Origin of the sequence: Dactylosporangium sp. NPDC050688 (genome assembly GCF_040654515.1) — a bacterium.
Taxonomy (GTDB): Bacteria; Actinomycetota; Actinomycetes; order Mycobacteriales; family Micromonosporaceae; genus Dactylosporangium.
Genome location: NZ_JBFAIC010000136.1, coordinates 1 through 11,394 on the forward strand (window position 1 = coordinate 1; position 11,394 = coordinate 11,394).

At 68.0% G+C, this 11,394-nt stretch carries 9 protein-coding genes and 1 pseudogene; 5 read left to right on the plus strand and 5 right to left on the minus strand.

All coding sequences use genetic code 11. The annotated features are described in order from the left end of the window. The first annotated feature begins 407 nt into the window (after positions 1 to 407). Positions 408 to 1,834 (plus strand): annotated as a pseudogene (locus tag AB0H83_RS50810) (IS1380 family transposase). A 158-nt stretch (positions 1,835 to 1,992) separates the two neighbouring features. On the opposite strand, the gene AB0H83_RS50815 reads toward AB0H83_RS50810, so the two are convergent. The 3 genes from AB0H83_RS50815 to AB0H83_RS50825 are packed head-to-tail and all read right to left on the minus strand — an operon-like array spanning position 1,993 to position 3,314. Further along, the gene (locus AB0H83_RS50815) at positions 1,993 to 2,208 is read right to left on the minus strand and encodes a hypothetical protein (RefSeq protein WP_360110936.1); all 216 of its coding nucleotides are present in this window, start codon (positions 2,206 to 2,208) and stop codon (positions 1,993 to 1,995) included. A 30-nt stretch (positions 2,209 to 2,238) separates the two neighbouring features. After that, a complete protein-coding gene (locus tag AB0H83_RS50820) occupies positions 2,239 to 2,844 on the minus strand; it encodes a transposase (RefSeq protein WP_360110939.1) in 606 nt (201 codons plus the stop codon). Further along, entirely contained in the window at positions 2,823 to 3,314 is a 492-nt protein-coding gene (locus AB0H83_RS50825; protein ID WP_360110943.1) for a winged helix-turn-helix domain-containing protein, read from the minus strand. Before AB0H83_RS50825 ends, AB0H83_RS50820 begins: the two co-directional genes overlap by 22 nt. Between AB0H83_RS50825 and AB0H83_RS50830 the strand changes: the two genes are divergently transcribed. The 4 genes from AB0H83_RS50830 (at position 3,300) to AB0H83_RS50845 (ending at position 6,102) form a co-directional block, all read left to right on the plus strand. After that, positions 3,300 to 3,923 (plus strand): polymorphic toxin-type HINT domain-containing protein, encoded by a 624-nt coding sequence (locus AB0H83_RS50830; RefSeq protein WP_360110960.1) that lies wholly within the window; start codon positions 3,300 to 3,302, stop codon positions 3,921 to 3,923. The genes AB0H83_RS50825 and AB0H83_RS50830 overlap by 15 nt on opposite strands. A 41-nt stretch (positions 3,924 to 3,964) precedes the next feature. Then, positions 3,965 to 4,834: a hypothetical protein gene (locus AB0H83_RS50835; protein ID WP_360110946.1), complete on the plus strand. Its 870-nt coding sequence runs from the start codon at positions 3,965 to 3,967 to the stop codon at positions 4,832 to 4,834. 165 nt (positions 4,835 to 4,999) lie between these two features. After that, complete coding sequence (locus AB0H83_RS50840) at positions 5,000 to 5,425, plus strand: hypothetical protein (protein ID WP_360110949.1); 426 nt, start codon at positions 5,000 to 5,002, stop codon at positions 5,423 to 5,425. Positions 5,426 to 5,427: 2 nt separating this feature from the next. Continuing rightward, positions 5,428 to 6,102, plus strand: coding sequence for an integrase core domain-containing protein (locus AB0H83_RS50845; protein ID WP_360110952.1), 675 nt, complete (start codon positions 5,428 to 5,430; stop codon positions 6,100 to 6,102). On the opposite strand, the gene AB0H83_RS50850 is transcribed toward AB0H83_RS50845, so the two are convergent. Both AB0H83_RS50850 and AB0H83_RS50855 read right to left on the minus strand, forming a co-directional pair. Further along, on the minus strand, positions 6,099 to 6,371 hold the full coding sequence (locus tag AB0H83_RS50850) for a hypothetical protein (protein WP_360110955.1): 273 nt from the start codon (positions 6,369 to 6,371) through the stop codon (positions 6,099 to 6,101). The two genes, AB0H83_RS50845 and AB0H83_RS50850, sit on opposite strands and share 4 nt — an antisense overlap. A 312-nt stretch (positions 6,372 to 6,683) precedes the next feature. Then, positions 6,684 to 10,910: a ricin-type beta-trefoil lectin domain protein gene (locus tag AB0H83_RS50855; protein WP_360110957.1), complete on the minus strand. Its 4,227-nt coding sequence runs from the start codon at positions 10,908 to 10,910 to the stop codon at positions 6,684 to 6,686. Between the last annotated feature and the right edge of the window lie 484 nt (positions 10,911 to 11,394).

Here is an 11,394-nt window from a genome sequence, read left to right on the forward strand (position 1 = left end):
GGCAGGGTCGATGATGTGAGGTGCGGTCATCGCGATAGAGCCCTTTCGAGAGTGCTGTGAGAGGTTCACTCGAAAGATCACGCGATGACCGCGCCCGCGTCCAGCCCCGATGAGGCCGTCCGCCGATCACGCCAACCGCGTTACACCACTATCAGGGACGCCACTCGGCGTCGTGTGTGTGCGTGTGTGTTGTCGTGTGTGTTGTTGTGTGTTGTGTCGTGTGTCGTGTGCGTGGCGTGTTGTCGTGTGTTCGTGTCGTATCTAAGCCCTGATCCACCGATGAATTGACGTGGCTGTGACGGGCCGGGCGCGACGATGCCCCCTCGAGCTGGAAAGATAGAGGTTCTTGAGGCATCTATCGTTCGGTTCGAGAGGGCACCGTCGGGGTGAGAATATCGCATGGCGCGATGCGGGTGCGCGCATCGTTTGATGATCCGAATCTGGTGTCGTGTGCCGGGCTGGAGCCGGTGATGGCCCTGGCGCAGCGGTGTGACCTGTACGGGGTCGTCGCCGATCGGCTGCGTGTGCCCACGGACAAGGGCTCCAACGCGTCGGGGAAGGTCGCCGCGATCGTGGCGGGCATGCTGACCGGCGCGGACTCGATCGACGATCTGGACGTGTTGCGTCACGGGGGGATGCCGACCCTGTTCAGCGGTGTGTATGCGCCCTCGACGCTGGGGTCGTTCCTGCGCACGTTCACCCATGGCCACGTCCGGCAGTTGCAGGCCGCGGGACGGCAGTTCCTGGTCCGGCTGGCCCGACAGGCCCGGTTGCTGCCCAGCGCCGGCGCGGTCACGTTCGTCGACGTCGACTCGCTGCTGCGACGGGTCTACGGCAAGCAGAAACAGGGCGCCGGGTTCGGTCACGCCAAGGTCGGCGGCTACCAGGTGCTGCTGCGTGGCCTGAACCCCCTGGTGGCCACGATCAGCACCCCGGACGCGGCGCCGGTGATCGCCGCGACCCAGCTGCGCGCCGGCAACGCCGGCTCCGCCCGCGGTGCGGCATCGCTGATCGCCGAGGCCGTCGCCACCACCAAAACGGTCCTGGCAGCCCAAGTAGCCCAAGCAGCCCAACCCGCCACCGCTGCGGCAACGACAGCCGCAACGGTGGCGGCTGAGATCGTGGTCCGTGCGGACTCGGCGTTCTACTCCCGCACGGTGATCACCGCCTGCCGCCGGGCCAGGGTCCGGTTCTCCGTCACGGTCCGCATCGACGCCAAGGTCCGCGCGGCGATCGCCGCGATCGGCGAGGACGCCTAGACCGAAATCCGTTACCCGTAACCGGTCTGGGACGACGACCAGCAGCGGTTCATCTCCCGCGCACACATCGCCGAAACCACCTACACCGCGTTCGAAGGCACCCGCCACGAAGTCACCGCCCGGCTCATCGCGCGTCGCGTCCCAGACCTGAACAAATCCACAGTGGACGATCAAGGTGAACTGTTCACCGTCTGGCGCTACCACGCCGCGTTCACCGACAGCCCCTACGTCCTCGTCCAGGCCGAAGCCCAGCACCGCGGCCACGCCATCATCGAACAGGTCTTCGCCGAACTCATCGACGGACCCCTCGCCCATCTACCCTCCGGCCGGTTCAACGCCAACAACGCCCGGCTGGCCTGCATCGCCATCGCCCACAACCTCACCCGCACCGCCGCCACCCTGGCCGGCCGACCCACCACACCGCCCGCGCCGCCACCATCCGCCGGCAAATGATCAACGTCGCCGGCCGGATCAGCCGACACGCCCGCACCGTCACCATCCACCTGCCGCAACACTGGCCCTGGCAGCACAACTGGCTACGACTGTTCACCACCGCCCACGCCCCACCCACCTGACCATCCACACAGGACAGTCATCCGCAGCCGACGCCGGCAACCCCCGCAACGCCAGACCTCACCGAGACACGGAGCGCACCGGCAACCCGGCCGGTCACCCCCACACGCCCCGACCAACACCCAAGATCATGAACTCAGACCAGCCGAGCATCGAAACCTCATCGGTGGATCAGGGCTAAGGCGAACTCGTCGGTCTCGGCCACCGGGTCGGCGCCGGCACCATCCGCCGCATCCTGGCCGAATCGCGCGTCGGTGGCGCCGAGCGTCGTGAGGCGCTTGGCAATCTCGCTGCGGTGGCCTGGGGAGATGACGTCGACCTTGCCAATGATCTCGAGGTAGCACTCGGGTGAGGTGTCCAGATCCTTGATGAGCAACTCGACGACGGTGCTACAGATCTTGAATGGTTAGGTTGAGTCGGGTTCGAGGGTCAGTCCGGTGTGTGCGAGGAAACCGTCGATGAGGTCGGGTCGGTACTGGATGCTCTTGAGTCGGTGTTTGATGGTGGCCTGGAGTTGCCCGGCGCCGCTGATGGCGAGGTTGCCGATGCTGCGTTTCAGGTGTGACCACACGCCTTCGGTCGGGTTGAGGTCTGGTGCGTAGGCGGGCAGCCGGATGACGTGCAGCCAGTCCCGGGCGGCGATGAGCTGCCGCATCGCGGCGCTGACATGGGTGTTGAGGTTGTCCCAGCACAGCACGATCGGACCGCCGAGCTGCTGGTGCGCGGCGTCGAGCAGGTGGATGTAGTCGGTCTCGGCGAAGCTGCGCCACTCGCCTTTGCGTCCACGATGGACGATCGTGCGGTAGATGAACCGGGACCGCTGCCCGGGTTTGACGCAGACGAGGCCGGCGATCGAGACCCGCCCGGATCCCTTGCCCGACACCGGCACCACGGGGGTGTGGCCACGCCGGCCCCAGGTACGGGCCTTCGGTGGGCGCAGCCTCTGACCCGCCTCGTCCTGGAAGACGAGCCACGCGTCGCGGTGCGCCGCTACCGTTTTCCCGCAGGCCACGCCTCCCGCCGCCAGGTCACGACCGCGTCCTCGTCCCGCTCGACCGGCCTATGCTTCGGGACCTGCACGCTGAACCCCATACGGTGCAACAGGTACGCGGTGCCGCGCAGCGTGTAGCGGGTACGGAACATCCGCGCGATCAGGTCCGACACCCGCGACAGGGTCCACCGCTGATCAGCGCCGAACCCGTGCACCGCCGGACCCTCGTCCAGGGCGTCGGCGAGCCGCCGCAACTGCGAACCGTCCAGCCGGCACCGGTTGCCGCCAGGCCCTTTCGAGGCGAGCGCCGACTCACCACCACGCCGCCACCGCTGCCGCCAGCCGAACACCGCCGTCCGCGACACCCGCAACCGGCACGCCACCTCCCGCACCGGCACACCCTCGGCGAACCAACCCGCCGCCTGCAACCGCACCTGCTCCCGCCTCGCCCGCTGCTGCGCGGACAGACCGCCACCATCCGGGTATCCCACCCGTTCTGGAACGAGTCTCTCGAACAATGGCAGCCCGCAGGGGACCTGGCATCCGGCGACCAGTTGGTCGAACCGGACGGCTCGACGGTCAGTGTCGACACGTCCGTGGTGTGGACCGGCGCGAAGTACATGCACGACCTGACCGTCGCGCAGACGCACACGTACTATGTACTGGCCGGCAACGATCCGGTACTGGTCCACAACTGCGGAGGTTCAGCAGACCCCACCCATGGAACCTCATGCACCTGCTCCACCGGTGGCAGACCACGTGGGCACAACGGATGGTACTTGCCCGTTCCGGGTTCCGGCGGAGGGTCGGCCTGGACCGATGCCATGCGCCGTGCCGCATGGCGGGCCATCTACAACGACCCCAACTCGGGGCTGTATCCGTGGGAGCGTGCGCAGATTCCTCTCCGGGGTTGGCGCGGTCCCACGCGGATCAATCCATGGACCGGTCAGACGGAAACAATGGAACTTTCTCATGAACCGGTCTCTCGCGCCGCAGGTGGCACGCAGGTCGTCCCGCAGTGGCCGGACGCGCATGTGTGGATCGATCCGTCCCGGTTCCTGGCCGGGAATCGTATCCCGTTCACGAATATTTATCCCTGATGGCGGAGTGTGAGATGTCCGCAGGTTACAAGGTGAGGGGAGTGTTTCAGCAGCCCAGCTTTTCGCCGACGGCGGACGAGCTGTACTGGCTGCTGGACAGTCTCGGCCTGGATGAGCCTCAATGGATCGTCATCGAGTCCCATGACGACGACTGGCGAGGCATCCAGGCAACGTGGGTGGGCGAGCGGTTGATTACCGTCGAGTTCCGCGAAGGTGCAGACGCTGAGATGTCGGAGTTTCCTGCAGTTGACGTGCTCACCGCACATCAGCTGATCCTCGGATGCATGTCCAATCCGCAGGACTGGGTGAGTGTCGCCCGCGGCATTGTTCCCGAGCTGGAGACCAGTGCGTTCGCGCGTTCGGCGGAGGAGTCGATCCGGGAGCGCTTGTCCTACGACTACTCGAAGAGCGGCCTGTCCGTGCAGGTTGCTGTGCTCGACTACGTGAAGAGCGCGGAGCACCTCGGTGTTGCCGTAACGCCTCCGTTGATGATCGATTGGGGTGCTCTTCGGGTCACGCCGGGGGATGTCTGGGCAGTCTCCGGGCCCGGGCGGGTGTCTGTCGTGGTCGAGAGGTTCGCTCCGGAGCAACGCCATGGCATCTCAATCTCGAGTGCGCGGCCCGGACTCGGCTTCGACGGCATGACGAACTTGCCCGAGGTCGTTCTGTGGCCGGACGGGGGCCGTACGGAGTTTGTTGTCGACCATGATGGTTCGGTCGACGCGCTGCGAATTTCGAACGTTTTTCTCTACGGTGACGGCGGGTCGGCCCATGTCGCGCGGGGGGCCGAGAACTCGGCGTTGTCGGTGAAGGTCGCCAGTGCTGACGAGCGCGTCTACCACTGCAACTACTACTCGACATCGCCGCCGACGTTCGACGACCTTGTGTTCAGGGTGATTCGTACCGGGTAGACGCCGAGTCCATCGGCGCACGTTCAACAGGATGCGGTCGACCTTGCGCTTGCCGAAAACCCCATCCGCCCTGGTGAGGGGCAGGTGGGGGTCGGAGATGTTGACCCGGTTGCTAGGCGCTGGGCCTGGGTGTAGCTGGTGATCGATGCGGCATGATGGGCTGCTGTGCTGCTGCGACTGGCGTACCTGGCTGTGACGAACGCGTTCGCGGTGCTGCGCCTGCTGCCGATGAGCAATCGGGACAAGGATGTGGAAATCCTTGCCCTGCGCCATCAGATCACGGTGCTGGAACGCCAGCTGGGCAAGGGGAAGGTCCGGTTCGACGCGGGTGATCGGGCGTTCCTGGCGGCGCTGCTGCACCGGCTACCGCTGGAGGTGTTGCGCAGCGTGCGGCTGTTGGTGCGCCCCGACACGGTGCTGCGCTGGCACCGCGACCTTCTCGCCCGCCGCCACGCGGCCGCCTCCCGGCCCAAACGCCCGGGCCGGCCGCGGACCGTACGGTCCGTCCGTGCCCTGGTGCTGCGTCTGGCCCGGGAGAATCCCGGCTGGGGTACCGGCGCCTGCATGGCGAATTGCTGGTGTTGGGAGTGAAGGTGGCCGCGTCCACCGTGTGGGAGATCTTGCAGGAAGCCGGGATCGACCCAGCGCCTGAACGGTCGTCCAGTACCTGGGCCACGTTCCTGCGCTCCCAGGCCGACGCTCTGCTGGCATGCGACTTCCTGGAGACGGTCACCCTTACCGGGGCGCGGATGTACGTGTTCGCGGTGATCGAGCACACCAGCCGCCGGATCCGGATCCGGATCCTGGGCGCCACCGAGCACCCGACCGCCTCGTGGACGGTACAGGCCGCCAGGAACCTTGTCATGAACCTCGAGGACGCCGGTTGCCGGGCCCAGTTCATGATCCGGGACCGGGACGGCAAGTTCCCCTCCTTGTTCGACGCCGTCCTCGCCGACGCGGGCATCGAGGTCGTGCTCAGCGGCATCCGGATGCCACGCATGAATTCGTTCATGGAACGGTGGGTCCAGACCTGCCGTCGCGAACTGCTGGACCGGACATTGATCTGGAACCAGCGGCACCTGCTCTACGCCCTGCGGGAGTTCGAACAGTTCTACAACAGCCACCGACCGCACCAGGGTATAGCGAACGCACGCCCGCTATACCCGTTGCCTCCGCAGGTCGCCGATCCGGACGAGCTGGCCCACCTCACTATCCGAAGACGCGATCGCCTCGGCGGCATCCTCCACGAGTACGAGCACGCGGCCTAACCAGCACGGACGAGGTTTTCGGCAAGGGCAGGGGTGACGATCCGATGCCGCCACAGCTCGCGCGGCAGCGCCCGGACCAGCGCGGACAACACCGCACGCTCCGGCCACGACAGCCGCGGCCGACCGACCTGACGGCGCAGCACTGCCACCTCCTGGCACAGCACCAGCAGCTCGGCGACCATCGCGGACTCGCCGCGTGCAGCCTGCGGCAACCAGCCGAACACCCGCACCGCACTCAGGTACAGCATCCGCACCAACACGCCCACCATCCTGCCGCACCACCACGAATCCGCAGCTCACACCCTGTGCGACGAGTTTTGGCACGGTACAAGGCCAGTCGCAGCAGCACGGCAGCCATCATGCCGCATCGATCACCAGCTACGCCGAGGCCCAGCGTCCACCAACCGGGTCAACGTCTCCGACATTCCCACACCGCCCTGACCAGGGTGGATGGGGTTTTCGGCAAGCGCAACAATGCGCGACCCTGATCCGCGACACCGCGACGAGCTGACCGCCGCGGCAGAGAACGGCGGGACCCGCGACCACCAGCCGGCGGCGCGGGTCCCTGGGTCCTGGCGGGGTTACGGCACCAGCCACTCCTGGGCCTTCGTGGCGTTGCAGTCGTGGATCTGCAGCTGGGTCCCGTTCACGGTGCTGGAGTTCGGAACGTCCAGGCAGCGACCTGAGACCGGGTTGCGGATCGAGTTGTCCGGCCCAAGCTCCCAGAGCTGGTTCGGCGTCATGTTGCAGTCGTACAATTGGATCTTGGAGCCGTTGGTGGTGCCGTAGCCGGTGATGTCCAGGCACTTGGCCGCGACCCGGATGGTGCCGTCGCCGAGGACCGTGAGGATCTGCGAGTTCGCGCCGCCGTTGCAGTCGTAGGACTGGATCGGGTTGCCGTTGGTCAATGCCCCCAGGTTGTTGTCGATGCACTTACCGGGGATACCCGAGTGGATCATGCCGATGCCGGTCCACTGCATCGTCCACTGCTGGGCGGAGTTGCCGTCGCAGGTCCAGATCTGCATCCCGGCCCCGTCGACCGTGCTGGCGTCCATGACGTCCAGGCACAGGCCTGAGTTGGGGTTGCGCAGCGAGTTGTCCGGACCGAACTGCCATTGCTGCGCCACAGTGTCGTTGCAGCTGTACAACTGCACTCGGGTGGACGGTGCCGTGCCGGCGCCCACGACGTCGAGGCACTTTCCAACGATGCGGATCGTGTTGTCGCCGGGCATCGTCCACAGTTGGGCGTTGTACCCGCCGTTGCAGGCATAGGAGGTGGTGAGGTTGCCGTCGGTGCTGCTGCCATATGGGTTGTCCAGGCACTTGCCGGGAATGCCGGAGCGCAGCAACATCAGCGCGTTGGCCGGCGGGGCGCCGCTGACGGGCCGGGTGGCACCGGTCGTCGCCCGCACCTCGTCGATGGCGCCGGCGAAGAACTCGGCGCCGACGCCGGCCTGCAGGGTGCGGCCGACGGTGAAGGACCCGCCGGCATCCCAAGTCCCGGCGACGGACGTCTCGCTCTGCAACGCGCCGTCGACGAACAACCGGATCCTGCCGGCCTGGGCGTCGTACACGGCTTCCAGGAAGGTCCAGTTGTTGACCAGCGGGGCGGCGAGCGAGGTCACCTTGACCACGGCCGGTGCGTCGGTGTCGGCACCGGTCACTGCGAACGACCATCGGTTGACGGCATGGTCGTACCGCACGGTGAACGCGGCATCCCGGCTGCCCTGTTGGGCGAAGACGCTGCGGGACACGCTGGTGTCGGTGATCATGACCCAGCCGCTGACCGAGTACGACTGGTCGGTGTGCACGACAGGGCCGGCCGTGGCGGCGCCGGAGACGCCGTCCAGGCATAGCCCGCCGCTGAGATCGCTCCCCTCGCACCAGGTGGCGCTCGGCGTGTCGGTGAGGGTCAGCGGGCGCTGGTACCCCGAGTCGTCGGTGACCTGTCGGGGCGGGTCCTCGTCGAAGTCCTCCATGGCCCAGGCACCCGCCTGGACCGGTGCGACGAGCGGCTTCAGGTCCAGGGACGGGTCGATCGCCCGGTCCCAGACCCGGACCTCGCCGACGTCGCCGAGGAACTTGTTGTTGCGCGAGCCGTTGAACTTGCCCTGGCCGATGAGGAGCGCGCCGGTGGCGTTCCAGTTCGTGGCCCGGCTGACCGTGCCGGCCAGGGCACCGTTGACGTAGAGCTTCGCGGTCTTGGTCCCCGCGTCCCAGGACACCGCCAGGTGCGTCCAGCGGTTCACGACCGGTGGTGCGGCCGACACGGCGCGGACGATCGGCGGGTCGGTGGTGTCGCTGCCGTACATGCTCAGCGTCCAGCGGTTGTCCGGTGCGGGCCGGTACTGGACGGCGAACCCGCAAGCCATCGCGCCTTCCTGGCACAGGACGGTGCGCTGGCTGTCGGTGCCGGTGAGCCGGACCCAGGCGGCGGCGCTGAAGCTCTTCGACGTGTCGAGCACCGGGCCGGCGGTGGCGGCGAGGTCGTCCACCCCGTCGAAGCGCACCGCGCGGTCGGCGCCGGTGACGGCGTGCGTGCCCAGGACACGGCCGGCGGTCCAGGCCGGGCCGTTGGACAGGGTCACGTTCGGGCCGCCGGCCGGCGTCGTGGCCAGGGTGGTGCCGGTGCCCTCGTCGATCTTCCACACGGCATTGGGCGCGGATGCGGAGTTGACGAGGAAGCGGTAGTCCTTTGGCGGTGACGCGTTCTGGGCGGCGTCGCGGGAGCGGACGGTCAGCACGTGCTCGCCGACGTGGGTCGGGGTGACCCAGACGGTGGCCGGCCCGCCGGTGCTGCTGGCGTTGACGTAGGTCTTCGCGCTGCCGTCGAGCTGGTACTCGTATTCGACGATGTCGGTCTCGCCGTTGGCGCCGAAGGTGAACTGTCCGCTGCGGCCGACCGAGCCGCGCATGACGTCGTTGGGCGGCGACTCCAGGTACACGCCGTCGGCGGCGGTCACGGTCGGCACGATGCCGGGCGGTGTGGTGTCGATCGAGAATTCGCACCACGGCGACCAGTTCGACGTGCCGCCGAGGCCGTCGCTGACCTGCGCCCGCCAGCGTGCGTTCCCTCCGGTCACGGCGCCGGCCGGCACCTGCACCTCAGCGAGGGTGCCGGACGGGACGCCGGAGTCGCCCTTGGGCCAGCCGGCGACGGCGGCCCACGCGGTGCCGTTCCACTGTTCGAGCGCGAACGAGGCGGAGAGCTGACCGCTCTGGTCGCCGTCGGGGTCGGAGATGTTCGCCTTGAGCCACGGCGTCGTCGAGCGGACGAGCGGTCGCCCGGTGCCGGTGACGCAGGCGTGTCCGGCGGCGGTGTAGTCGGTGTGCGTGGTCATCGCGGAGGCGGGCGGCGTGTTCGGCAGGTTGTTGTATTCGATGGACATGGCGGTGGAGCCCTGGTCGAACTTCTTCCACCGGTTGCCGGTGGTCTCGTCGGTGCCGTCGCTGTCGCGGGCGGACAGGCCCAGGGTGTAGCTGCCGCGGCCCTGGCCGAAGTTGATGACGTCGTTGAGCAGCGTCTGGTTGGCGAACTCCATGTACAGGTTCGGCTGGGGGTCGTTGGTGCAGCCGGCGCCGGTGGAGGGTTTGTGCGCGTTGCCGGACTTCTGCTCGACGAACAGGTTCAAAGCGGGCCCGGACCAGGTCTGCTTGCCGGCGGTGGTGAGGTCGCCGGTGCGGTACAGGTTGACCGGGGTTGCGGTGCACGACCAGGAGTGGGTCATGACCGTGATGAACTTGGCGCCGCGGATCTGCTTGCCGGGCAGCCAGGTGAGGTCGAACGCGAAGAAGGACCGGAAGGTGCCGGAGCCGTCGGTGTTGAGCCCGACGCGGACGATGCCGTCGTCGCGGTTGGCGTTGGTGGAGTTGGTGTACCCCCAGCGAGCGCGGCCGACGCCGGTCCACGGGTCGATCACGACCGGGAACGCGACGTTCGGGTCGGCGAGCATGGCCGCGTCGGGGACGATGACGAGGGACCCGTTTTCGACCGTGGTGGGCAGGTCGGTCTTGCGGGAGTCGTCGGGCACGTGCCGCAGCAGCGAGTTCGGGCCCGCGGTGCGTGCCGCGGCGAGGGACCGCTGAGCGGTCGGTACGCCGGAGGCGTCCCACATGAGCGCGGGTCCGGCGGAGGCGGTGGTCTTGCCAGTGCTGTCGCGGGTTTCGTAGCCGCCGCCGGGGCGCTGTTTGAGCGTCCAGCCGGTGCTGGTGAGCCCGAACTTCAGTTTGGTCAGTGCCGGGTTGGCGGCGGCCTGGCGGGTCTTGACGATCAGGGAGTAGCCGAAGCCCTCCACTGTGGACTGGACCTGGAGGTCGATGTCGGGCAGCACCGACTCGTAGACGGCGGTGTCGCCCTCGATCCGCGGCGTCGGCAGCTTCGCCGGCCAGGTCAGGCGGAGTGCGCCGCCGGCGCCCTGCAAGGTGACGAGGGGTTCGGTGCCGCCGGCGGAGAACCGCACGTCGGCCACCGACGCCACGGGTGCGAGGGTGGCGCCGTCCTTGCGCAGGGACAGGTCGATCTGCCGCCAGGCGCCGTCCTTCTTCGTCCAGTGCGGCACGGCGTAGCTCTCCCGGACGAGGGTCCCGCGTGGCGTGGCGAGGACCCGGGCCAGCTCGGACTTCGAGTTCGCGACCTCGACGTCGCGGCCGCTCTCGATCGCCTGCCGCAGCGCCGCGGTCTCCGCCGCCCGCTGGTCGGCCTGACCGGTCTGACCCGTCGGCGCGGGTTCAGCGCCGGCCGGCCCGGCGGTGCCGGCGACGAGCGCGACGGCCGAACCGGTCGCGACGACCGCGAGCACGGTGGCCATGGCGAGTCTGGTGGAAAGAGTGCCGCGCCCGGATCGACGCACGGCACGATGCAGTGTGATCACTGTGGCCCCCCGCGGAGTGAAAGTGAGCGAAACGTAGGGCCGCCGGACCCCTGTGTCAATCGACCAACGCAAGATCGGCACGACACCGGAGGAATGTCCGGATCGGCGGGGACGGACGCCGCACACGTAGGGTGACGTCTTGACTCGGTGAATGCGAGCCCTAGATTTCGCCTTGCCAGGGTATCGATCCCGGTGCGACTGCATGGGCCTGACGGGGAGGCTGCACATGTTCCGTGATGGGTGCGCGCTGCGCACAAGACAGTGGCCGACATGATTCCGCGGACGGTCGGCACGCCGGCGTAGGCCGGCTGGATTCTTCTTCTTCTGGCGCTGTTGCGTTGCCGGATCGATGGCCGCGTTGAACCCGTGTCGGGTCCGCGGTCAGATAGCCCGGGCGAGTTCGGTGAACGCAGCGGCCACT